This window comes from Methylophaga sp. F7, from assembly GCF_056863975.1.
Genome location: NZ_CM166511.1, coordinates 402,976 through 427,715 on the forward strand (window position 1 = coordinate 402,976; position 24,740 = coordinate 427,715).

Annotated in this window: 20 protein-coding genes and 1 riboswitch; of the genes, 7 read left to right on the forward strand and 13 right to left on the reverse strand. The window is 47.6% G+C overall.

Annotation, left to right across the window (positions count from 1 at the left end; genetic code table 11):
* The first annotated feature begins 45 nt into the window (after positions 1 to 45).
* Entirely contained in the window at positions 46 to 426 is a 381-nt protein-coding gene (locus AC08OG_RS02070; RefSeq protein ID WP_482929971.1) for a nuclear transport factor 2 family protein, read from the forward strand.
* Positions 427 to 435: 9 nt separating this feature from the next.
* Here the strand turns inward: AC08OG_RS02070 and ppnN are convergent, their stop codons facing one another.
* The 10 genes from ppnN to AC08OG_RS02120 form a co-directional block, all read right to left on the reverse strand.
* Positions 436 to 1,797 (reverse strand): nucleotide 5'-monophosphate nucleosidase PpnN, encoded by a 1,362-nt coding sequence (gene ppnN, locus AC08OG_RS02075; RefSeq protein WP_439502964.1) that lies wholly within the window; start codon positions 1,795 to 1,797, stop codon positions 436 to 438.
* A 160-nt stretch (positions 1,798 to 1,957) separates the two neighbouring features.
* Positions 1,958 to 3,751, reverse strand: coding sequence for an allophanate hydrolase (gene atzF / locus AC08OG_RS02080; protein WP_482929972.1), 1,794 nt, complete (start codon positions 3,749 to 3,751; stop codon positions 1,958 to 1,960).
* Entirely contained in the window at positions 3,751 to 7,347 is a 3,597-nt protein-coding gene (uca, locus tag AC08OG_RS02085) for an urea carboxylase (protein ID WP_482929973.1), read from the reverse strand. The genes atzF and uca overlap by 1 nt, the downstream gene beginning before the upstream one ends.
* An 87-nt stretch (positions 7,348 to 7,434) precedes the next feature.
* Entirely contained in the window at positions 7,435 to 8,073 is a 639-nt protein-coding gene (locus AC08OG_RS02090; RefSeq protein ID WP_482929974.1) for an urea amidolyase associated protein UAAP2, read from the reverse strand.
* A gap of 20 nt (positions 8,074 to 8,093) precedes the next feature.
* Positions 8,094 to 8,834 (reverse strand): urea amidolyase associated protein UAAP1, encoded by a 741-nt coding sequence (locus tag AC08OG_RS02095; RefSeq protein WP_482929975.1) that lies wholly within the window; start codon positions 8,832 to 8,834, stop codon positions 8,094 to 8,096.
* A gap of 41 nt (positions 8,835 to 8,875) precedes the next feature.
* Complete coding sequence (locus tag AC08OG_RS02100; RefSeq protein ID WP_482929976.1) at positions 8,876 to 9,613, reverse strand: ABC transporter ATP-binding protein; 738 nt, start codon at positions 9,611 to 9,613, stop codon at positions 8,876 to 8,878.
* Positions 9,610 to 10,437: an ABC transporter permease gene (locus AC08OG_RS02105; protein ID WP_482929977.1), complete on the reverse strand. Its 828-nt coding sequence runs from the start codon at positions 10,435 to 10,437 to the stop codon at positions 9,610 to 9,612. The genes AC08OG_RS02100 and AC08OG_RS02105 overlap by 4 nt, the downstream gene beginning before the upstream one ends.
* Before the next feature lie 24 nt (positions 10,438 to 10,461).
* Positions 10,462 to 11,529: a putative urea ABC transporter substrate-binding protein gene (locus tag AC08OG_RS02110; RefSeq protein ID WP_292748475.1), complete on the reverse strand. Its 1,068-nt coding sequence runs from the start codon at positions 11,527 to 11,529 to the stop codon at positions 10,462 to 10,464.
* Positions 11,530 to 11,589: 60 nt separating this feature from the next.
* Positions 11,590 to 11,690, reverse strand: a riboswitch (guanidine-I (ykkC/yxkD leader).
* A 266-nt stretch (positions 11,691 to 11,956) separates the two neighbouring features.
* Positions 11,957 to 12,457, reverse strand: a complete 501-nt coding sequence (gene ssb / locus AC08OG_RS02115; protein WP_292354642.1) for a single-stranded DNA-binding protein — start codon at positions 12,455 to 12,457, stop codon at positions 11,957 to 11,959.
* Between the two features lie 36 nt (positions 12,458 to 12,493).
* Complete coding sequence (locus tag AC08OG_RS02120) at positions 12,494 to 13,879, reverse strand: MFS transporter (RefSeq protein ID WP_482929978.1); 1,386 nt, start codon at positions 13,877 to 13,879, stop codon at positions 12,494 to 12,496.
* Between the two features lie 50 nt (positions 13,880 to 13,929).
* Between AC08OG_RS02120 and uvrA the strand changes: the two genes are divergently transcribed.
* Both uvrA and AC08OG_RS02130 read left to right on the forward strand, forming a co-directional pair.
* On the forward strand, positions 13,930 to 16,749 hold the full coding sequence (gene uvrA, locus AC08OG_RS02125) for an excinuclease ABC subunit UvrA (RefSeq protein ID WP_482929979.1): 2,820 nt from the start codon (positions 13,930 to 13,932) through the stop codon (positions 16,747 to 16,749).
* The gene (locus tag AC08OG_RS02130) at positions 16,746 to 17,369 is read left to right on the forward strand and encodes a CYTH domain-containing protein (protein WP_292400543.1); all 624 of its coding nucleotides are present in this window, start codon (positions 16,746 to 16,748) and stop codon (positions 17,367 to 17,369) included. The genes uvrA and AC08OG_RS02130 overlap by 4 nt, the downstream gene beginning before the upstream one ends.
* A gap of 4 nt (positions 17,370 to 17,373) precedes the next feature.
* On the opposite strand, the gene AC08OG_RS02135 is transcribed toward AC08OG_RS02130, so the two are convergent.
* Genes AC08OG_RS02135 through gshB form a run of 3 tightly spaced genes read right to left on the reverse strand, consistent with a single transcriptional unit; the run spans position 17,374 to position 20,403 of the window.
* Positions 17,374 to 18,411 carry an energy transducer TonB gene (locus AC08OG_RS02135; protein ID WP_482929980.1) on the reverse strand — a complete coding sequence of 346 codons (1,038 nt, stop codon included), beginning with the start codon at positions 18,409 to 18,411 and terminating at the stop codon, positions 17,374 to 17,376.
* A gap of 4 nt (positions 18,412 to 18,415) precedes the next feature.
* Positions 18,416 to 19,462, reverse strand: a complete 1,047-nt coding sequence (locus tag AC08OG_RS02140) for an FAD:protein FMN transferase (protein ID WP_482929981.1) — start codon at positions 19,460 to 19,462, stop codon at positions 18,416 to 18,418.
* The gene (gene gshB / locus AC08OG_RS02145; protein ID WP_482929982.1) at positions 19,459 to 20,403 is read right to left on the reverse strand and encodes a glutathione synthase; all 945 of its coding nucleotides are present in this window, start codon (positions 20,401 to 20,403) and stop codon (positions 19,459 to 19,461) included. Before gshB ends, AC08OG_RS02140 begins: the two co-directional genes overlap by 4 nt.
* A 178-nt stretch (positions 20,404 to 20,581) precedes the next feature.
* On the opposite strand from gshB, the gene glyQ reads away from it, so the two are divergent.
* From glyQ to AC08OG_RS02165, 4 genes are read left to right on the forward strand one after another with little or no spacing between them, the layout of a single operon-like run.
* The gene (gene glyQ / locus AC08OG_RS02150; RefSeq protein ID WP_292354657.1) at positions 20,582 to 21,517 is read left to right on the forward strand and encodes a glycine--tRNA ligase subunit alpha; all 936 of its coding nucleotides are present in this window, start codon (positions 20,582 to 20,584) and stop codon (positions 21,515 to 21,517) included.
* Positions 21,514 to 23,592: a glycine--tRNA ligase subunit beta gene (gene glyS, locus AC08OG_RS02155; protein WP_482929983.1), complete on the forward strand. Its 2,079-nt coding sequence runs from the start codon at positions 21,514 to 21,516 to the stop codon at positions 23,590 to 23,592. Before glyQ ends, glyS begins: the two co-directional genes overlap by 4 nt.
* Before the next feature lie 9 nt (positions 23,593 to 23,601).
* Positions 23,602 to 24,141: a D-glycero-beta-D-manno-heptose 1,7-bisphosphate 7-phosphatase gene (gene gmhB, locus AC08OG_RS02160; protein WP_292400527.1), complete on the forward strand. Its 540-nt coding sequence runs from the start codon at positions 23,602 to 23,604 to the stop codon at positions 24,139 to 24,141.
* The gene (locus AC08OG_RS02165) at positions 24,141 to 24,737 is read left to right on the forward strand and encodes a lysophospholipid acyltransferase family protein (RefSeq protein ID WP_482930516.1); all 597 of its coding nucleotides are present in this window, start codon (positions 24,141 to 24,143) and stop codon (positions 24,735 to 24,737) included. Before gmhB ends, AC08OG_RS02165 begins: the two co-directional genes overlap by 1 nt.
* The last annotated feature ends 3 nt before the right edge of the window (positions 24,738 to 24,740 follow it).

The following is a 24,740-nucleotide window of genomic DNA, read 5'->3' on the forward strand; positions in this document are numbered from 1 at the left end:
GTTTATGCTATGTTGACTGCTTGAATCAACAAGAAGGAGTTAATTATGTCGAATAACGCTATTTCAATCGATGATTACGAGGCCATCAGCAAACTGATTCAGCTTTATATTGATGGTGCTGTGGCAGGCCGTGGTGAACTTATGAAACCGGCATTTCATCAGGATGCCACTATTTACGGTTATGTTGGTCCGGATTTATTTGCCGGTCCCATTCAGGGCTTGTATGACTGGAATGATGAAAATGGTCCAGCCAAAGACATGAAATCAAAAATTACCCATATCGATGTGGTTGGTACGGCAGCCAGTGTCAGACTCGAATCAGATAACTGGACCGGTCATCGCTTTACCGATTTTTTTAATTTGTTAAAAATTGATGGCAAATGGCAGGTTATGAATAAAGTTTTTCATCTGCATGATGAAACCTGAGCTGCTGGATTAATCCAGCAGCTTGTAACACGGTTTGTAAGCATTTTCGTCCTGTCCCAGTTTCATACGTTTTTCACGGACAAAGATACGTAACAAGTCATCGATGGCTCGCATTAAATCCGGATCGCCGTTAATGATGTAAGGACCATGTTTGGCTACTTCGCGAATACCAAACGCTTTTACATTACCGGCAACAATCCCGGAAAACGCCGAACGTAAATTGCTGGCCAGTTCATGACCTGGCATATCGGGATATAACCGCAGCGATGCCATATTTTCATGGGTAGGAATAAACGGCTGTTGCAGCATCGGATCGATATGCAGTTGCCAATTGAAATAATAGGCATCCTGCGATTCACGACGGGCAAGGTGTACCTGATCCACGGAATCACGAATGATTTGGCCCACTGTGGCGGGCTCGCCAATGACGATTTGATATAGTTCAGCCACTTTATCACCCAGACAACGGCGCAGGAATTTATCCAGTGTCTCGAAATAGTCACGGCAGGATTCGGGGCCGGCAAACACCAGCGGAATACCTTGTTTGTTTTCCGGGTGCAGCAAAATGCTTAGCAGGTAGAAAATTTCCTCGACCGTACCAACGCCACCTGGGAACACAATAAAACTGTGGCCGAGACGGACAAATGCTTCCAGCCGCTTTTCAATATCCGGCATGATCACCAGTTCATTAACGATGGCATTGGGTGATTCTGAGGCAATAATCCCCGGCTCACTGATACCGATATAACGACCGTTTTTGAATTGTTGCTTGGCATGGCCCACCGCAGCACCTTTCATCGGGCCTTTCATTGCACCAATACCACAGCCAGTAATGATATCGAGATTTCTCAAGCCCAGTTCATAGCCCACATGTTTGGCGTAATCATATTCTTCACGGGGAATCGAATGACCACCCCAGCACACCACCAGATTTGGTGTCATATTTGGCTTGATGGCATCTGCGTTACGCAGAATCATAAACACGCTATCGGTAATCTGTCCTGATGTCGGTGAAGTTTGCCGGGCAAGAATTTTGAAATCGGTATAGATAATATCGCGCAACGCCGATGACAAATGCTCCTGAATACCGCGAATGATTTTATCGTCGACAAAAGACTGTGCCGGGGCATTTTTGATTTCCAAGACCACACCACGTGATTGTGGCACCAGTTTGATATCGAAATCTGCATAGGTATGAAAGATTTGCTCGGCATCATCTTGATGACTGTCGGTATTTAAAATCGCTAGAGCGCAATCGCGAAATAATCGATGCAAATCTTCGCTGGTATTGCTGATGCGTTGGATTTCTTCCTGAGAGAGCAGATTTAAGGTTCTTAATGGGCGAATCGTGGTGTATTGGATTTTGTTCATAGACTTCTATAGATAAAAAAGGCGAGCTAACATACTCCCACTGTTGTGATTGGGAATCAATGGAATAGTCGATGCCCGTTGAAATAGCGGCCAGTATTTTTGCTGCAGAAAAACCGAGCCGGATGTTTTCCGACCCGGTTTGTTTTAAACATGAAGCGACTTATAGCTGCTGAACGTAAGCCCGCCAGCCTTTAAGATGACTGATATCGGTGGCGTGGCTGATGGCATAGGGCTCACAGATAAAGCCTGTATACCATTGCTGATCCGCCAGTTTTACCTTGCCAATACCTAATGGGGCAGGGATCCCCGCGACAAACGATCCAAAGCTGGCGGTGGGTAACTCCCATAACTCAACTTCAATCGCTTCCCCTTGTTGTTCATCTCTGACCAGTCCTGGTCGGGCTGGTGGTCCGCCGGGGAGTGCATAAAGTCGGTAATCTGTAGTGGTTTGTGTGCCGCGTATTAACTTGCCGCCACGCTCCCGCAATTGCCAATTGAGTGGTTGTCCCTCCAGATGTGCTCCACAGACAACGACTTGGATCCGGTCCATAACCCCGGCGTTTAACGCTTGAGATTCAGCCAGCGGCAACGCGGTTGCTCCGAGCGGTAAGTTCAATGTTTGTTGCAGTCGATTGGCATAAGACAACAGTCGGGTATCACTGAAAGCTCTGGAAAACAGTGTCACGCCAAACGGTAACCCGTTTGAGTTGAAACCTGCTGGAACGGCAACTGCGCTGCAATCGAGCAGATTCATAAAGTTGGTGTAATAACCCAGCTGGCTATTAAGTTTAATTGGTTCGGCCTGAACCTCTTTGATTTTGTAAATCGTGCCAGTGGTTGGTGTCAGAATAAAATCAACGTTTTCCAGTACCGGGGTGACCTGCTGTTTGCAGTGCTGTAGTTGGTACTCAGCACTAAACAGATCCTCGGCTGAAGCGGTGTTATTGCTATCGAGAATGTGTTGTAAAACCGGCAGCATGTCTTCACGTTTAACATTGGCAGTGGCAAGACGTCGTTCAGCCACCCACGGGCCTTCGTATAACAATCTGGCAGCCGTCAGAAACGGCTCAAAATCAATTTCATGACAGATGCCGCCAAGTTTTTTCAGCGTTTCAACCGTATTATAAAAGCCCTGCTCAGTTTCCTGGTCGCCAAAAAACGCTAATTGACCGGTTTGCGGAATAGCAAAGTTAAAGCTTTCAGCTGAGAGATGGCCATAATTTCGCCGGTTAGTATCTTTATTTTGCCGGGAGTAATCATCTTTCGCATCAAATGCCGCCGCCACTTCAAATACCCGGTTTGCATCCTCTGTGGTCAGACTGAAAATAGACACACAATCCAGACTTTTACAGGCAGGCACTACGCCGTGATTACTGAGCAAACCACGCGACGGTTTTAAACCAATAAGATTGTTAAATGCAGCCGGTACCCGACCAGAGCCAGCAGTATCGGTGCCTAAAGAAAAACTCACCAGTCCTAATGCGACCGCTACCGCAGAACCTGAACTGGAACCGCCGGAAATATACTCTGGATCAAAACTGTTCTGGCAGGCGCCCCATTTATCCGGTGAACGCACACCGACCAGCCCGGTAGCAAACTGATCCATATTGGTTTTGCCAATCGGAATCGCTCCGGCATTAATCAGTAATTCCACCACATGAGCGGATTGCGCTGCTGTATAGCGATAGGCCTCGCAGCCAGCAGTGACATCGACACCGGCTAATTCAATATTGTCCTTTATCGCAAATGGAATTCCGTACAAGGGCAATTTATCAGGTGATTGGCCGATTAAATTGTCCAGATAAGGTTGGATGGCTTCGCGGGATAACAGAGTTATCCAGATATTTCGATCAGCATAGGTGGCGACGCGTTTCAGCACCTCATCAATTAGTTTATGCGGAGAGAGCTTACCATCACGATAAGCCTGATGAATGGCATCAATGGTCATATCCATTATTCTGCCTCCCCGGAAATAACGACCAGACGATCACCCATACCAACCTGCGCGCCGGCCTGCCGTTTAATTTCTGTGATGGTACCGGCTTGGGTCGCGGTTATCTGGATCTCCATTTTCATCGCTTCCAGGATCATCAATACATCGCCTTCTTGTACGGACGAACCGATTTCCACTTCTACCTTCCACACACTGCAGTTAAGTGGACTATCAACGGAAATGGCATTTTCGGGCAGTGGCGTACTTTCCTCCTCAATGATCTGCGGTTCATTGCCACTATCAAAATGCAAAAGACCCTCGCGTTTCCAGTGTTCCAGTTCTTCTTCAAAGGCTTGTTCACGCTGGCGGGTAAAGCTGTCAATCGACTCTTTATGCTGCTCAATAAACTGGTTATAGCGTTTGAGATTGAAGGTGGTTTCTTCGATCTTCAGTGGGTAATTGCCTTGCGGAAAATCACGACGGATCTGCACCAGTTCATCGTGAGTGACTTCATAAAACTTGATTTGATCGAAAAACCTCAACAACCAGGGTTTAGTGAATTCAGCGGTTTTCAGATAACGATTCCACATCTGCAGGGTCCGGCCGATAAACTGATAGCCACCCGGACCTTCCATGCCATAAACGCACAGATACGACCCACCGATGCCAACGGAGTTTTCGGCAGTCCAGGTCCGGGCAGGGTTATATTTAGTGGTGACCAGACGGTGTCTTGGATCCAGCGGTGTTGCCACCGGAGCGCCCAGATAGACGTCACCCAGACCCATCACCAGATAACTAGCCTCAAACACGATACGCTTCACTTCATCGACCGAGCTCAGCCCATTAATACGGCGGATAAATTCAATATTATCCGGGCACCAGGGCGCGTTATGCCGCACCGATTGCATGTATTTCTGGATAGCTTGCTGGCAGGCTTCGTCATTCCAGGAAATGGGTAAATGCACGATACGTGCAGGCACATCCATTTCTTCGATATTGCTGATTTCCTGTTCTGCCTGTTTGAGAATACCGACCAGGGTTTCCAGAGAAATTTGCATACCATCGTAGTGAATCTGCAGTGAACGTATGCCGGGTGTCAGTTCATGTAATCCTTTGATATTTTGTTGCTGTAACCACAACATCAAAGCATGCACTTTAAAACGCAGATTGATATCCAGTTTCAGTTCACCATATTCGACCAGAAGATAATGATCGCCCGCCAACCGGTAACAGACATCGATACCCGTTTCCGGTGAGACCAGCGTGTCATAGATGGGTGAGCCAATTTCTGTAGGGGCGACCTCTACAGGTTGCTGTGACAGTTGAGCAAGCGATTCCTGCTGAGCCCGCTCCATGGCTCTGGCGGTTTCTATCGACACTGGAATAAAACGCACCGTATCACCGGCTTTTAATTGGCCTATTTTCCACAGTTCTGCCGTGATAACGGTGGCGGGACAGACAAAGCCCCCTAATGACGGTCCATCGGGTCCAAGAATAATTGGCATATCGCCAGTGAAATCAATGGTGCCGACTGCATAAGCATTATCGTGAATATTGGAAGGATGTAAGCCCGCTTCACCGCCGGTATTTCTGGCCCATTCCGGACGTGGCCCAATCAGTCTTATGCCTGTTCGGCTGGAGTTATAGTGAATTTTCCAGTCAGCGGCAAAAAACGTTTCAATATCCTGTTCGGTAAAGAAATCCGGCGCGCCATGCGGGCCGTAAATGACCTTAATCTCCCAATGAGTGGTGATTTGCGGAATTAATTCGGCAGGTGTTGTTGTTAAATCAACTGCTGCTGTTTCGTCTGATAAATGAAGAACATCGCCGGTTTTTAACGTGCGACCAACATGGCCGCCAAATTGACCCAGGGTAAAGGTGGATCGTGAACCAAGATAATTCGGGCATTGAATACCACCGGCGACCAGCAGATAAGCTCTTGTACCGGCGGCTTTGATTTGACCCAGCGTAAGCTTGTCGCCGCTAGACACTGAATAAATTTGCCAGCAATCAATCTGCTCGCCATTGAGTTTGGCCTCAATGGTGGCGCCGGTAATGATAATTTGGCTGCTGCAGTGAAACACCAGTTCAGGACCGCTCAGCGTGATTTCTAATCCGGCACAGTCTTCGGTATTGCCAAGCAGACGATTACCCAACCGGAAAGACCAGTTGTCATAAGGGCCGGAAGGCGGAATGCCAATATCCCAATAACCTTGCCGGCCGGGATAATCCTGTACTGTGGTCATGGTGCCAGGCGATAACACGCTGAAAGTATTGGGGTAATAGACAAAGCTGTCCAGATAACGGGTGGTAATGCTGGCGGATAAAAAGGCCGCATCATTCAATATATGGCTGAGATAGTCGGTGTTGGTTTCAATGCCATAGATGCTGATTTGTTTAAGTGCTGAAAGCAGTTTTGCATGCGCTGATTCGCGTGTTTCGGCATAACTGATAACTTTGGCCAGCATCGGATCAAAAAACGGCGAGATTTCAATGCCGGGTTTAATCCAGTGATCGATACGTAAGTCTGGCAGTTCAGGAAATTCTACTTCGGTTAACAGACCGGCTGATGGCTGGAATTTTTTGAATGGATCTTCGGCATACAAGCGTACCTGTATGGCATGGCCATGAGGTTTAGGCGCTTCAGCAGGCAGTGTACTTTCCTGAGCACCGACTTCAATCATCCAGCGAACCAGATCCACTTTATAGATGGCTTCGGTTACACCATGCTCAACCTGCAACCGGGTGTTAACCTCCAGAAAATAAAAATCATGTGACTGGGCATCGTAGACAAATTCCACGGTACCGGCACTGCGGTAATGGACAGCGGCCATCAGCCGGACGGAAACCTCATGCATAGACTGACGAACGTTGTCTGGAATATTCGGCGCAGGCGCTTCTTCGATAACTTTCTGATTACGTCGCTGACTGGAGCAGTCCCGATCGCCCAGTGCCAGCACATGACCCTGACCATCGCCAATGATTTGTACTTCAATATGCCGGGCCTGGGTGATAAATTTTTCGATAAACACGCCATCATTGGAAAAATTATTGGCGCCAAGCCGTTTGACGGAATTGAAAGCATTTTTCAGTTCATCTTCGGTATCACAACGACTCATACCGATACCACCACCGCCGGCGGTGGATTTCAACATCACCGGATAACCAATGGTCTGAGCAATAGCAAGCGCCTGTTCAATATCCTCAAGTAATTCTGAACCTGGCAATAACGGCACATCGTTTTGCTGAGCCAGCGCTCTGGCACTGTGTTTCAGACCAAAGGCTTCCATCTGTTCCGGTGTGGGCCCCAGAAATACCAGATTATTGGCTTCACAAAGTCGTGCAAAGTTGGAGTTTTCACTCAAAAAACCATAACCGGGGTGAATCGCTTCGGCACCGGTTTCTCTGGCAATTTCGAGAATGCGTTGTTGATTCAGATAAGTGTCTGCAGCGCGGCCTTCTCCAAGCGAAAAGGCCTCATCGGCAGAGCTGACATGCAATGAGTCACGATCGGCTTCGGCATAGATGGCGACAGCCTGAATGCCCATTTGCTGCAGTGTGCGAATAATTCTGGTGGCAATAGCCCCGCGGTTGGCAATTAAAATCTTCTTGAACATGGTTTTATCATCTCAAGGTGTGGGTCGTCCCACTGATAACCGGCGCGTTTCAAGTCGTCTTAAAACACGTTATTACTGTGTGAATCATCAATCCCAGATGTAAAGACCTATCGGTGTCGGGTTGTAGGCGTTACAAGGGTTATTAAGCTGAGGACAATTAGAAATCAACACGATGACATCCATTTCAGCCTGCATTTCAACGTATTTACCGGCTTCAGAAATACCGTCTGCAAAGGTCAACCCACCTTGTTTAGTGACCGGTACATTCATAAAAAAATTGATGTTATGAGTGATATCGCGTTTGCTGATGCCGAACTGTTCGTTTTCAGCAACAGCCAACATCCAGCTGTCCCGACAGGCATGCATGGTTTTCTTTTCCAGTGCGTATCGCACGGTGTTGGATTCCGTAGCACAGGCTCCGCCCAGGGTATCGTGACGACCGCAGGTGTCGGCGGTAATGGTTAACATGGGATTTCCCATATTGGTCAGTAAGGTGGTACCGGCAGTCAGGTAAACATTTTTTTGTTCGCGAATGGTATCTATCGCGCTGTAGCGTTCAGCAGGATCAGCAACACTATAGAACAATGTATCTGCTGCCTGATTTCCATGTAAATCGACAATGCGCAACGTCTGGTTTTTCAGCAGCGGTTGCATCCAATAATCACCGGCCAGTAGTTCTTCGTAACGGGCTGCCTGATTAATATTCAAATGACTTTCTTTAATCACGATCTGTTTGTCCTTTTTCGTTAATGATGACCACACAGGTGATAGAGACGATTGTTTTCAAAACCACGCTGGTTTTCGGCACAGGCATTCAGGCACAGATCGTCTTCAGTGAGGGCGGCAGCATTTCGAATTTGATAGATAACCGGTTTTTTCGGATAGGTCGCTGCCGTGTTCATCGGATGTGGGCAGGTGTGGAACAGCACCAGGGTATCCATTTCAAAGCGCAGATCCACATAATCACCGGCTTTACTGTGGTTTTCGACATAGCTCATATTGCCCAGATCATCTGTTTTGATACTGCTAAACAAATTAAGATTGGCTGCCATATCGCGTTTATTCAGACCATATTTGGCCAATTCGACTAAAAAGGCCTGTTCACCACTGATGGTCCAATCATTTCGAAACTGCTGGTAATTTTTGATGCCCCATTTTTCCTCCAACGCAGCATTGGTCAGATTGCCACCCACGGTATCGTGCCAGCCAAGCGTATCTTCTGTAATTGAGCAAAAGATGCGGCCCATATCAGAATAAAGGCAATGGCCTTTGGTGAGTTTGAAGGTATGCTGACATTTCAAGGTGTCGGGAGCGTTGTAGCGTTCCAGCGTATTCTCGGGGTTGTAAAACAACATGCCGACATTGGCGCCGCCTTCCTGGTCAATCAGCCGCAGGATGGTGCCTTTTCGCATCAGCATTGACCAGTGAGCTCCACCTGGAAGCGTGTCTTGATATAAAACGTCTTTGTCTTGGGTAATTTCAGTCATTGTTTATAGCCTGTTGTGTCATCAACGTATCTTGAAAATCATTATTGATTTGTTTTTTTGGAACGTCCTACCGGTATGTCATAAGTTATCGACGCCCCATAGCGGTTAGGCTGATCCGGATCATGTCGCTGTTTATCAAAGACCAGCAGTTGGGTGCCCAGGGAGAAACCTTCGGAGAGATCATGGGTGATCATAAATATCGTGATATTGGTCTCGCGCCATATCTCCAGAATCAACTCGTGCATATCGGATCGAATACCCGGATCCAGTGCACCGAAGGGTTCATCCAGTAACAGAATTTGTGGCTGTTTAATTAAAGCCTGGGCGATTGCCAGCCGTTGTTGCATACCACCTGACAATTCGCTGGGATATTTGGTTAAAGCGTGGTTGAGACCGACCTTTTCCAACAACGCGATCGCCCGTTCACGAATAGCCTGACGTTTTTTGCCAAAGCAGCGTCCCAGTAAGGGGGATTCCTTCAGTTCCTCACCCAGCATCACATTTTCGACGACGTTAAGGTGGGAAAATACCGAGTATTTCTGAAACACGATGCCGCGATCAGCACCCGGTTCATTAGCTATTGGTTTACCGTTTAACAGCAATTCACCTCGCGTGGGTTGCTCAGTGCCCAACAGCATTTTCAGAAAAGTGGTTTTGCCACAACCTGATGCACCCACCAGCGTGACAAATTCGCCAGCTTTGACATCAAGGTTAATGTTTTCCAGCACAATATTGTCGCCGTATTCCTTCCACAGATTTTTGATCTTGATATCGTTCATTTGCTTTCCCCCTGGTCGGTCGAATGCCAGGGGAAGACGCTTTTTGACAGGCGTCTCAGCAGGTAATCCATCAAAAAGGCCAACAAGGTGATCCACACCACATAAGGCAAAATGATGTCCATCGACATATAGCGTCGAACCAGAAAAATACGGTAGCCCAGTCCTTCGGTGGCAGAAATGGCTTCTGCCGCAATCAGAAATAACCAGGCCGAGCCCAGACTCAAGCGAACGGCATCAATCAGCTTGGGTAACACTTGAGGTAATACCACACGAAGAATCAGTTGCCAGCTGTTGGCGCCCAATGTCTGGGCTTTAATGATGATTTCATGCGGTAATGCCATCACCCTGAGTTGTACGTCGCGGATCAGAAAGGGCGTGATGCCGAGCACAATCAGCATCACTTTGGAGAGTTCACCCAACCCGAATATAATGAACAATATTGGCAAAATGGCTAAAGGTGGCACCAGTGAAATGATGGTTATCACCGGTGCTATCCCAGCTCTGACCAATGGAATAATGCCGACCAGAATGCCGATAATCAGACCGGTCAAAGCACTTATGCCGACACCGAGTCCTAGTCTTTGCAGGCTGGCAGCAGTATCCGCCCACAGTACATAATCACCGGTACGCTTGTTGGGCTCAAATGCCAGATAAGACACCGCATCGATAAAAGACTGCATTGATGGCATCAACTTATCATTCGGATTAATTGCCAGACGTTCACTGGAAAAGTAAAAATAAACAATCCCAATAACAACGAATGGCAATAGACCCAGCAAGTATTTTCCTAGAGTACCTGGACGCTGATTGATCAGTCTCTTCACGAGAAACTCCCTGTGTTTCTTAACCTAAAGGGCGTTATCCGCAGCCATTTTCATGAAACTGGAATCAAATCTGAGTTTGACGTTGTTTTTATCACCTGCCACGTCACCATCAGGATAGGCAATACCGATAAAATCGGCATCCATCGCGCCATCGCCTAACAGACCATGATCAAATGAGAAGTCAGTAATGTGTTTCATCGTTGCTTGCAGCTGATCGCTGTTGGCAAAACTGACCGCTTCAGCGGCTGTGTAGAACATGTTAGTTGCATCCAGCTGTGCTTGATAGCCTGCCAGATCGGTTCCTGATGCTTCAGCCATCATCGTTAAGGCTTCTTCATCACCTGCTTGCATTTTGGCCATGATTTCATACCAGGCGCCGGTTAACGCTTTACCAAAAGCCGGATTAGCTTCTAGCGTTTCTGTATTCACTACTAACAGGTCGATGATTTCGCCCGGGATATCAGAGGAATCAAATACCTTGGTGGTATCAGGAATAGCAGTGATTTCTGACAGTAATGGATTCCAGGTGACTGTAGAGGTGACATCCGATGCATTAAATACGCCTACCAGATCGGCATCTGAGGTGTTGACTACGGTCACATCGCGTTCACTCATATCGACGCTATCCAAAGCACGCGCTAACAGGTAATGCGAAACGGATAATTCGACCAGATTGACCCGTTGACCTTTAATATCAGCAAGCTTTTTATCTGCGCCTTTCAGCACGATGCCATCATTGCCGTTGGAAAAGTCACCGATGATTAAGGCTGTACTATCCACACCACCCGCAGCAGGAATGGTCAAGGCATCCATATTGGTCATGGTGCAACCATCAAACTGGCCAGCGGTATATTGATTAATAGACTCGATGTAATCGTTGATCTGCACGACATCTATTTCGATATCGTATTTATCGGCCCACTTTTTAACGATGCCTGCATTGTCAGCGTAATCCCATGGCATCCAGCCAGCATAAATTGTCCAGGCAATACTGAATTTATCTTTGGTTTCAGCGTGTGCTGCTAATGGGGAAATAATAAAAGAGAGTGAAAGCAGCAAAACGCTGCCGATGCGGTAAAAAGTGCGCTTCATTTTGGTAGTACCTCACAGCTTAGTTTAAGAACACGATGAAAGAGATGTTTTATTCAAACAATCTCCCGGGCTTTTATCCCTCCGTGTAACCTTCGCTGTGAAGGTCGGTCACTCTCGGTCCAGACGTTATTTACATAACCGGAACCCTAGAGACCCTATTGCTGTTCTTTTGGTGTGATAAAAACACCTCTAACACGCTGCAGTTGTAAACGCAGGATCCAGGCCAACTTCATAAAGTGTTTAGATATTAATTAAAAACAATAGCTTGACTTGTTTTTAGGTTACGACAGTAAATGTTTGTTGCACCAGAATTGTGCGAATTTAAATTATAATGCTCAATTATGGAGCGGTTAGAGCAGTTTTATCGGATCATTTTTCCAAAAAAAGCCCCTATTTCAGGGGCCTTTTTGTAGGTTTCTGCTAATGATTAGAACGGAATATCATCATCGTAATAATCCGCTTCGCCGCCTGAACCATAATCCGGACCCGCAGATGCTGAAGCAGGTTGTGGATTGTTGTAGTTACTTTTCGCTGCTGGTTGAGAAGGGCGATTTTGGTTGTAATCCTGATTATCGTTGCTTCCGCCACCACCCGCACCTTTGCTGTCCAGCATGGTCATTTCATTACCAACGATTTCGGTGGTGTATTGATCCTGACCTTGCTGGTTTTGCCATTTACGGGTCTGAATACGGCCTTCAATATAGACTTGTGAGCCTTTACGCAGATATTGCTGAGCGATTTCACCCAGTTTATTGCGTAACACGACACGATGCCATTCGGTACGTTCCTGGCGCTCACCGGTTTGTTTGTCACGCCAGCTTTCTGAGGTCGCAATCCGCAAATTACAGATCGAACCACCATTAGGAAATGCCCGGCTTTCAGGATCGACCCCGAGTCTGCCAACCAGAATAACTTTGTTTACTGACATGGTGAATTCCTTTACTAATTCAAATTTTGGTTCATTTTACGCATAAATCAGACATGCTTCGAGTTCATGTAGATCTACATCATCGGCGAGGTATTTGACGTATGCAATCCTCTCTTCCAGCACAATGACGATTTCAACCACGCCCTTGATAGCATTCAGCCGTTCTACAAATTCATCAGCGGTCTCGGCGGTGACTTCGTTTAATGGAACAATGCGGCTACTGTAATGTTTTGGGGCTTGCATCGGCAACATCATAATTAACCAACATGCACTAATGAGCCCCGCTGACCAGAAGATCCAGCTGATATCACCGAAACTATATATAACGCCACCCAATATACCGCCCAGAAAAGCGCCAATAAATTGCGCGCTGGAATAGATGCCCATCGCGGTGCCTTTGTTTTTAATCGGACTGAGTTTGGACATCATCGAAGGCAAGCTGGCTTCAAGAATATTAAATGCGGTGAAAAATAACCATAAGCAAATCATCAGCATCGCTAATGAGCTTGGCAATAACGCCCAACCTACTTGAGCAACAGCCAGGACAGCGATTGCACCGATAAACACCATTTTCATTTTGCGCTGTTTTTCGGCGATCAGAATAAACGGCACCATGCAGATAAACGCCAGTAATAACACTGGTAAATAGGTTAACGCTAAATCCGCTTTGGCCACGCCAGCAAAATCCTGCAAGGCGATCGGCAGCGCGAAAAAGCTTAAGGTGAGTAATAAATGGAGAATCAGAATACTGGCCACCAGCCGCATAATCGAAGTATTGGCCAATACTTCACCAATTTGCGCACGGGCAGGTTTCATATCCTGATGTTGTTTATGTTTATACGGCGTGGGTACCCACCAATGCAATACCAGCATGCCAAAAATAGCCATTAATGCAGTGGCCCAGAAGAGACCATCCAGTCCAATCCAGCTTTCTAAAGCCGCACCACTGGCTAACGCCACTGAAAAAGATAAGCCAATGCTGATACCAATGGCAGCCATCGCTTTGGTGCGATGCTGATCGCGGGTAAGGTCTGCGGTGAGGGCCATCACTACGGCGGCAATCGCGCCACTGCCTTGTAATAATCTTCCAATAATGACAGTGTAGATTGAGTCTGCCATAGCGGCTAACAGGCTACCAAGAGCAAACAGGATCAACCCCAGATATATGACCTTCTTACGACCAATCCGGTCGGAGAGCATGCCAAATGGAATTTGCAACAGCGCCTGCGTTAAACCATAGGCACCAATCGCCAGACCTATTAGTAAAGGCGTGCTGTGTGAATATTGTTGAGCGGAGAGCGAAAATACCGGCAAAATCATAAACAAACCCAGCATACGCAGGGCGAAGATGACAGATAAACCGGAAATAGTACGTTTCTCCAGCGCACTAAGTGCGTCAGGTGTGGCTTGCTTTTGCGTCATGATAGGGTGACAGAGTATATTGATCCGTTGGATTTTACTACGGAACAGGCATGAAAAAAATCAGTATTCGCGGCGCCCGTACGCATAACTTGAAAAACATCGATCTGGACCTGCCCAGAGATGCGCTGATTGTGATTACCGGCTTGTCTGGATCAGGCAAATCGTCACTGGCTTTTGATACCTTATATGCAGAAGGTCAGCGGCGTTATGTGGAATCGCTGTCAGCCTATGCCCGACAGTTTTTATCGATGATGGAAAAACCCGATGTGGATCATATCGAGGGCCTTTCACCGGCGATTTCGATTGAACAGAAGTCGACATCGCATAATCCACGTTCCACTGTCGGCACCATCACTGAAATCTATGATTATTTAAGATTATTACTGGCGCGAGCCGGTGAGCCGCGCTGCCCAACGCATCATCTGCCGCTGGAAGCCCAGACCGTCAGTCAGATGGTGGACACTGTATTAGCGATGCCCGAAGGCAAACGTTTAATGCTATTGGCACCGGTGATTCAGGATCGCAAGGGCGAACATCTGTCTGTGTTTGAAGGGCTGCGGGCGCAAGGGTTTGTTCGTGCCAGAGTCAATGGTGAGGTCGTTGAGTTGGACGATCCACCAGAGCTTGAATTACGCAAAAAACACACGATAGAAGCCGTGGTTGACCGTTTTAAAGTACGCGAAGACCTGCAACAGCGTCTAGCGGAATCGTTTGAAACGGCTTTGAAATTAGCCGATGGTGTGGCCAAAGTGGTCTCGATGGATGATGATGCCGATCAAACGTTGTTTTCGGCCCGTTTTGCCTGTTCTGAATGTGGTTATTCGATTGCTGAACTCGAACCGCGCATGTTTTCCTTTAATAATCCGGCCGGTGCCTGCCCGACATGTGATGGTCTGGGTATCAAGCAGTTTGTAGATCCTTCCCGAGTCGTTGCACACCCTGAACTCAGTTTGGCCGCCGGTGCCATTCGTGGATGGGATCGTCGTAATGCCTATTATTATCAAATGATTCTATCGCTAGCCGATCACTTTCAATTTGATATTGATGCGGCATTTGATTCATTACCTGAAAATGTCAGGCAAGTGATTTTGTATGGCAGTGGTCGTACTGAAATTGATTTCAGTTATATCAGTGATCGTGGCAAGCGGGTAAGTCGTAAACATTCATTCGAAGGCATTATCCCCAATTTGCAACGCCGCTATCATGAGACTGAATCAGGTAGTGTGCGCGATGAACTGGCGAAATTCCATTCAATCAGAGCCTGTCCGGATTGTCATGGCAACCGCTTACGCGAAGCCTCTCGAAATGTATTTATCAATGAAACCAATTTACCAGAAATAACGGCGATGCCGATTGGTGAAGCCACCGAGTTTTTCCAGCAATTACAGTTGCCGGGTAAACGAGGCGAGATAGCCAGCAAGATAGTCAGCGAGATTAGTGCCCGATTAAGTTTTCTGGTTAATGTCGGGCTGGATTACCTTTCGCTGGCGCGCAGTGCCGATACCTTATCTGGTGGTGAAGCGCAGCGTATCCGGCTGGCCAGCCAGATCGGTGCCGGTCTGGTCGGTGTGATGTATATCCTCGATGAACCCTCCATTGGCTTGCATCAACGTGACAATGATCGTCTGTTGGGAACACTGACCCGGCTGCGTGATTTGGGAAATACGGTGATTGTGGTTGAACATGATGAGGACGCGATTCGCAGTGCCGATTATGTTTTGGATATCGGGCCGGGTGCCGGTGTTCATGGCGGTGAAATTGTGGCGCAGGGCACACCAGAAGATATTATGAAAAGTGAGCATTCGCTTACCGGACAGTACCTTTCTGGTCGGCGAAAAATTGAAATACCAGCGAAACGCGAAACCGCCCATGCCGGTAAATCCATTGGCTTGCGAGGGGCCTGCGGTAATAACCTGAAACATGTCGATGTCGATATTCCAATAGGACTTATGACATGTGTAACCGGCGTGTCTGGTTCAGGAAAGTCCACATTAATTAATGAAACGCTGCTGAAGCTGACTTCCAAGACATTGAATGGTGCTTCTGAAGAACCCGCACCGCATACCGATATTCTCGGCCTGGAACAGTTGGATAAAGTGGTGGCGATTAATCAAAGTCCGATTGGTCGGACGCCACGCTCTAATCCTGCTACTTACACCGGTCTTTTTACCCCGATACGAGAGTTATTTGCGGGTACTCAGGAAGCACGGGCCAGAGGTTATGGACCTGGAAGATTTAGCTTTAATGTTAAAGGTGGCCGTTGTGAAGCCTGTCAGGGTGATGGTCTGATTAAGGTCGAAATGCACTTTTTACCCGATATTTATGTGCCTTGTGATGTCTGCAAAGGTAAGCGCTACAATCGGGAAACCCTGGATATTCGCTATAAAGGTAAAACCATCACTGAAGTGTTGGATATGACTATCGAAGATGCCAATGTGTTTTTTGAAAATATTCCGGTGGTGGCAAAAAAACTGCAAACCCTGATCGATGTCGGCCTGACCTATATCAAGCTGGGGCAGAACGCTACAACGCTTTCCGGCGGTGAAGCGCAGCGGGTCAAACTGGCCAAAGAATTATCCAAACGTGATACCGGTAAAACGCTGTATATCCTAGATGAGCCGACCACCGGGCTACATTTTTACGATATTGAGCAACTGCTGAAAGTCTTGCATCACTTACGCGACCGGGGTAACACTATCGTGGTGATTGAGCATAATCTGGATGTGGTAAAAACCGCCGATTGGGTAATTGATATGGGCCCTGAAGGTGGTGCTGGCGGTGGTGAAGTGATTGCTGTCGGCACGCCGGAGCAAATCACTGAATACCCACGTTCGCATACCGGACATTATCTGAAGCCGTTACTGAAATGAGTCTTGAACAGGAAATGAAACTCGCCGTGAATGGCGAGACCAAACTGAATCTTGCTGATCTGGAATGGCTGCAAGCTTTGGTCAGTGAGCAAAAGCAGTTGCATTTGCGGACGGAATATTTTGATACCCCGCAACTGAAACTGAAACAGCAGGGCATCGCTTTGCGTATGCGACAGATCGACGATCAATGGCTGCAAACCGTGAAAACCAGTGGCAAGGTTCAAGATGGTCTGCATCAGCGTGAAGAGTGGGAACATCCGATCATCAATGGTGAGTTTGATCTGCCATTGCTTCGCCAGACACCCTTAGCGCCGATTGTCGATGACAGTGGCAGCTGGAAGCAGTTGCAGCGTCTGTTCTATACCGAATTTGACCGGGATATCCTTATGCTGGAGGCCGATCAGAATACCCTGATTGAGCTGGCGTATGATTTTGGCGAAGCTGTTTCGGGTAACAATAGGGCGGTCATACATGAAGTCGAACTGGAGTTACGTCACGGCTCACTGGAAGTCTTACAGCAAATTGCAGAAAAGCTGAAGTCGGAATTGCCGCTGAGTTATAACAACCGCAGTAAGGCCGAGACGGGGTATCAGTTATATCAACAACAAAATACGGACTGAAGAACTAACGGGCCGACAGGCCTCGGGCACTTTCAAATTTCCAGGTGCGGATAATGGTAAGCATGTCATTATTTTTCAGAACATCCTCGGGGATTGCGGCATACGGAGCACCTAAACGCACAATTCGCACGGCGGCATCATCCAGTACCTTATGCCCGGACGAGCGTGATACTACAATGCCATCGGGGGGAACACTGCCATCCGGTTTGATATCCACTGATAACATCAAGCTGCCATTAACGCCCTTATCCTTGGCTTCCTGCGGATAATTCATGTTACCAATTCGTTCGACTTTCATTGCCCAGGCCCGCATATAGGCGGCGGCAGAATATTCCTTGGTAGCTGCTGATATGCGACGTTTTTTTGGGGTTTCACTTAACGCACGGCTATTATATTCCAGTGTGCTTTGCAGTGATCCGATTTCGCTTCTTGCACGGGCAATCAGCTCTGCCCCGGAAATGTTTGGTGTAATCTCTGCCGTTTCTTCAACGGTCTCTTCAGCGACAATTTCAGAAGTCTCTACCTTACGATCAGCATTTTCAGCCGTGACTTTTTTGCTGGTGGTTTTGGGTTCGGGTTTTGCTTCAACAACTGTTTTTTCAGCTGGTGGCTCTGGAACCACCTTTTCAGCTGGCGCTTCTGCTGGAGTGGATGGTTCAACTGGCGGAGCCGGTTCCACTACAGGTTCGGGGTTAACCGGTTCTACAGGAACCGGATCCAGTTCCGTAACCGCGGGAGATACGGGATCTGTTGATGCGGGAGCCTCTTCGGCAATCGGTACCGCTAGCTCCGGCGTAGGTTCAGGTGATTTTTCATCGGTTTCGCCGCCACCTTCATTATTGACCTGGGCAAGATAACTGGCTTCTTCTGGTGCCTGCTCGGTTTGTTGTTTGACCAAAGTGATATCAAGCTGATTAACCGGGGCGTTGGTCGGTGGAGAAAAAACATTAAAACTGATGGTAAACACCACGATAACATGCAAAATAACCGACCCGATAAGGGTCAGTATCATCCGATCAGTGGCACTGCTGGTCGAAATCATTCGCTCACTCGTGGGGAATTTCGCGAATCACCGGTTCGGCATCATGTCCGGTTAATCTGACGCGTTTCTGCATAGCAGGACTCATTTCAACCTGACCATCTTCTGTCACCAGCATTACCATATCAATTCCCATTTCTGCTGCAATGGTTGGCCAGTCACTTCCGGCCACAAATATTGCTGTTGCAGCGGCATCCGCCATTGAAGCATTTTCATGAATTACCGTTGAGGACATTGCCTGATCAGCTGGATAACCGGTACGTGGATCCAGTATATGTGGGTAGCGTTTACCTTCGTAGGTAAAAAATCGTTCGTAATCACCGGAACTGAAAACACTTTCATCATCACTGACTGCCACTGAGGCTAACACTCTGTCATGTCTGGGGTGGCGAATACCAATAATCCAGGGACGTTCACCATGTGTGCCTATGGCGCGTAAATCGCCACCAATATTGACGACAGCATTTTGAATGCCTTGTTGTTGCAGAATCGCGATGGCGTTATCGACCGCATAACCTTTGGCAAAACCACCAAAACCGAGTCTGACAGCAGTGTTGTTACTGGTTAATTGACCATTTTCGATAACGATATCATCCATCGTCGGGCTGACGGCCAGCCATGCATCGATATCAGCCTGTGCAGGAGGTGGATGGGATTCAAACCAGTCATCCTGTTCATAACCCCATAATGCAAATAAGTTACCGGCTGCCGGATTAAACAAATGCCCACTGTCTCTCGCCAGTTTCTGGGCAAGTAAAATCACGCTGGCAACATTGTCATCCACTGCAATAGGCTGTTCTGCTGCGATTGCATCATTAATTTTGGTTAATACACTGGGCTGCCAGGCATGCCACAGGTCATTTACTTCTGAAAAGGATTGCTCCAGAGCATCAATGGTTTTGGCTGCGGTTTCTTCATCAACACCGTACAGACTGATGTCGATTTCGGTGCCAAACGCATAAAACTTGGCTTGTAAGGCGCGATCCTGATCACCGCATGCACTTAATAAACTTAAACCAATCACCAATATAAGGCTGTTTAAAACAGTCTTCATAAATGTGCCTCAATACAATTCATCAAATCACCGGCAATATTCAGGTTGAATTGCCGATCCAGTTCACGAATACAGGTTGGACTGGTGACGTTAATCTCGGTCAGATAATCGCCAATCACATCTAAACCAACAAATAACAGACCTTTTTCGCGTAATTTTGGCCCAACCTGCTGACAAATCCAGCGGTCTCTTTCTGTTAAAGGTCGGCCTTCACCTCTCCCTCCCGCTGCCAGATTACCGCGCGTTTCGCCATCGGCAGGAATACGGGCTAACGCATAGGGCACCGGCTCACCGTTAATCAACAAAATACGTTTATCACCGTCTTTAATAGCCGGTAAATACTGTTGCACCATCACCGATTTTTTGCCTTGCTCGGTCAGCGTTTCGACAATCACCGAAAAATTCGGATCGCCTTGACTGACTTTGAAAATGGAAGCGCCGCCCATGCCATCTAATGGTTTGATAATAATATCGCCATGTTGTTGCTGAAATTCACGCATCAATTGTTTTTTTCGGGTGACTAAGGTGGGCGGACAACATTGCGGAAACCATGCGGTAAACAGTTTTTCGTTGGCATCACGCAGGCTTTGTGGATGGTTCACCACCAATACACCCTCAGACTGAGCCTGTTCCAAGAGGTATGTGCTGTAGATATATTCCATATCAAATGGTGGATCTTTGCGCATCAGGATGGCATCAAGTTCGCTAAGTTTGCGGGTTGTTGGTTCGCCAAGTTGGTACCAGTTGTTGGCATCTTCTGTGACCTGTAAATCCCGCATGCTGGCCATCACTTTGCCTTGGCTCAGATACAGATCCTGTTGTTCCATGTACTGAATCGTCCAGCCTTTGGCCTGGGCGGCCAACAGCATCGCAAAACTGCTGTCTTTTTTGATATTGATGGCTGAAATGGGATCCATCACGATGCCGATATGTCGCGACATAATTCTGCTCTTTAACGATTAATGGGTCGCTGCATTGTACCGTATCTGTTTCTTTGCGGTGACAGTCGCATTAGTCAAACCGTCGAGCCTGAATATTCATTACTGAGTTGTCTCTACAAGCCACTGCTTTATTCGCTATAATCAGTACATTTTTAGTTATGCGAAGACAATTTTCTCAATGAGTGATTCTGCGGCAACTGTGGCGGCCACGCCAAAAACTTTTCAGGAACTGATTCTACGTCTGCAACAATACTGGGCAGAACAAGGCTGTGTGTTATTGCAACCCTATGATATGGAGGTTGGAGCGGGCACATTCCACCCGGCAACCTTCCTGCGAGCTATTGGCCCGGAGCCGTGGAGTGCGGCGTATGTACAACCATCCCGTCGCCCAACAGATGGACGTTATGGTGATAACCCGAACCGACTGCAGCATTATTACCAGTTTCAGGTTTTGATCAAACCCTCTCCATTGAATATTCAGGAGCTGTATCTGGGCTCATTAAGAATGCTGGGAATTGATACCACTATTCACGATATTCGTTTTGTAGAAGATAACTGGGAATCACCAACATTAGGTGCCTGGGGCCTCGGCTGGGAAGTCTGGCTCAATGGCATGGAGGTGACACAGTTCACCTACTTCCAACAGGTTGGCGGCCTCGAATGTAAACCCGTCAGCGGCGAAATCACCTATGGTCTGGAACGTATCGCCATGTATCTGCAAGGCGTTGCAAGTGTTTATGATTTGGTCTGGGCAGATGGTCCATTAGGTAAAGTGACTTATGGCGATGTGTTTCACCAGAATGAAGTTGAAATGTCGACCTACAACTTTGAACATGCCAATACCGAACATCTGTTTCAGCAGTTCGATACCTGTGAAAAAGAGAGTGAAAGAATGATTGCAGCGGGCTTGCCATTACCTGCTTATGAAATGGTTTTAAAAGCATCACATACCTTTAATCTGCTCGACGCACGTAAAGCGATTTCGGTTACAGAACGACAGCGCTTTATCCTGCGGGTCAGAACACTGGCCAGAGCAGTAGCTCAGGCTTACTATGACCGACGTGAATCCCTGGGCTTTCCGATGTTAAGCAAACAGGATGAGGTGCAGTCATGAGTGATGTACGTGATTTCCTGTTAGAACTTGGCACTGAGGAATTACCGCCTAAAGCCCTTTCGACTCTGAGTGAAGCTTTACTGAAAGGTGTTGAAAAAGGATTAGCGGAGGCTGAACTCACTTTCTCAACTTCAAAAGCCTATGCGAGTCCACGTCGTTTAGCCGTTGTCATCACAGAAATGCAGAGCCACCAGGCGGATCGGCAGATTGAAAAACGTGGACCTGCTGTTACCGCCGGTTTTGACGAAGAGGGTAACCCGACCAAAGCGTTGCAGGGGTTTGCCCGTTCCTGTGGTGTGGATGTCGATGCTCTGGAAACGCTGGAAACGGATAAAGGTGCCTGGTTAGTCTATCGCGAAAAACAGTCGGGACAGGCTGCCACTGATTTACTGCCGGAGATAGTCAAACAGGCTTTGGCGGCATTGCCCATACCCAAACGAATGCGTTGGGGCAGTTTATCCGAAGAATTTGTCAGGCCTGTACATTGGCTGATTTTGATGCTGGGGGATGAGATTATTCCGGCCAGCTTGCTGGGCGTACAATCCAATCAGCTTAGTTATGGACATCGTTTCCATCATCCACAGGCAATTCGAATCAGTAGTCCACAAACCTACGCGCCACAATTGCTTAGCGAAGGCCATGTGATGGTTGATTTTGCTGAGCGTCGCGAAGCCATTCGCGGACAGGTCAAAGAATTGGCCAGCCAACTGGGTGGTCAGGCCATTATTGATGATGAATTGCTCGATGAAGTCACCGGGCTGGTGGAATGGCCGGTTGCATTATCGGGGGAGTTTGAAAAGCGTTTTCTGGAATTGCCCTCGCAGGCACTGATCTCTTCAATGCAGGGCCATCAAAAATATTTCCCGGTAGAAGATGCGGCTGGCAAGTTACTGCCATTTTTTATTACGGTGTGTAATATTGAAAGTCGCGATCCGGCGCAAGTTATTGCCGGTAATGAACGGGTAATTCTACCCCGGTTAAGCGATGCTGCGTTTTTCTGGGATACCGATAGAAAACGTCCCTTAGCGGATCGTCAGGAACAACTGAAAAGCATCGTGTTCCAGAATCAACTGGGCACGGTCTTTGATAAATCCCAACGTGTTGCGAAACTGGCTGGTTTTATTGCGGGCAAAATTGGTGGTGATGTAGCACTGGCTGAACGCGCTGCCATGTTGGCCAAATGTGATCTGGTCACTGAAATGGTCGGTGAATTTCCCGAACTGCAAGGCATTATGGGCAGCTTCTATGCTCGTTTTGATGGCGAGCAGGAAGAGTTGTCTGCAGCGATGGATGAGCAATATCTGCCACGTTTTGCCGGTGATGCTTTGCCACAGGGCAAAACCGGACAGGCATTAAGTCTTGCCGAAAAAATCGATACCTTGTGCGGACTTTTTGGTATTGGTCAACCACCATCAGGTGCCAAAGATCCGTTTGCCTTACGTCGTGCGGCGTTAGGCATACTGAGAATTATCATCGAGAATAATCTGGATTTGGATCTGGCTGAACTTTTACAACAGTCAGTGCAAAGTTACGATAAACAGCTTACTGAAACAGAAATCGTGGCGCCGGTGATGCAATATCTGTTTGATCGGTTACGCGGCTATGCGGCCGATGCCGGCCATCATGGTGATGTATTTGAAGCCGTGCTTGCTTTGAAACCCACGCGTCCATTGGACTTTATGCAGCGTATGCAGGCTGTGTCCGCTTTCCGTGAGATGGAGCAGGCCGAAGCGCTGGCTGCAGGCAATAAACGGATTGATAATATTCTGCGGAAAAACGGTGCCTACGAAGCGGATCATCAATTAAATCCTGATTTACTGGAAGAAACCGCCGAACAAAAACTGGCTGAGACCTTACAACAAGTCTCTGCAGATGTTGCTCCGATGATGCAAAAGGCCGACTACGCCGGTGTATTACGTCGTCTGGCCGATATGCGCGACAGTATTGATGCGTTTTTTGACGAAGTTATGGTTATGGCAGAAGATGAAGCAATTCGTCATAATCGTCTGGCGTTACTGAATCAGACTCGGGCATTGTTTCTGGGTGTGGCGGATATTTCCCGATTACAAAATTAGGATGCGTATATGTCGCTGATAATTCTCGATCGTGATGGTGTGATAAACCATGATTCGGATGATTTTATTAAATCTCCGTCTGAATGGGAGCCTATTGAAGGTAGTCTGGAAGCTATTGCGAGACTGAATTATGCTGGCTACCGGGTGGTAATCATTACCAATCAATCCGGCATTGCCAGAGGCTTTCTGGATGTCGAAACCCTCAATCGTATTCACAGTAAAATGCGGCGTATGCTGGCGCAGGTTGGGGGACGCATTGAAGCCATTTTTTTCTGCCCACATGGGCCGGATGATAATTGTGACTGCCGTAAACCTAAAGACGCAGCATTTAAAGAGCTTGCCCATCGACTGCGGGTGAATCTGGATCATGTGCCTGCGGTCGGCGATTCGCTGAGAGATATTCAGGCAGCACAGTCTGCTGGCGCCAAGCCCATTCTGGTGCGCACCGGAAAGGGTGAAAAGACTCTGAAGAAAGGTATCCCCAAGGATGTACCTGTATATGACAACCTGGCTGCAGTTGCTGATGCATTGTTGGAAATCGTAATTTGATGCAAATTTTCCGTTCATTCATCTTTCTGACCGTGTACGCAATAACAGCCATTCTATTCTCGGTGATTGGCGTGCTAATCTGGCCATTACCGTTTAAACAGCGCTATTGGGTAGTAAGTCGTTGGGCGGTAATGAATATCTGGCTGTTAAAAATTATTTGTGGATTGAGGCTGGAAGTTGAAGGACGAGAAAATATTCCGACAGAACCTTGTGTGATTTTATGCAAACACCAATCCGCATGGGAAACGTTGGCGTTACAGGCTGTCTTTCCTCCTCAGGTCTGGGTGTTGAAACGTGAATTATTATGGATTCCTTTTTTTGGTTGGGGACTTGCTTCATTGCGGCCAATCGCCATTGATCGAAATGCCGGCCGTCAGGCTTTGCATCAGGTAATTGAGCAGGGCAAGGAACGGTTACAATCAGGCGCAATGGTTGTGGTGTTTCCTGAAGGGACGCGTTTACCGCCTGGCACGATGGGGCGGTTTGGGGTGGGTGGAGCCCGTTTGGCGGTGGAAGCAGCTGTTCCAGTCGTTCCGGTGGCGCATAATGCCGGCAGCTTTTGGGCAAAAAAGGCTTTCTTAAACGTCCAGGCGTGATCA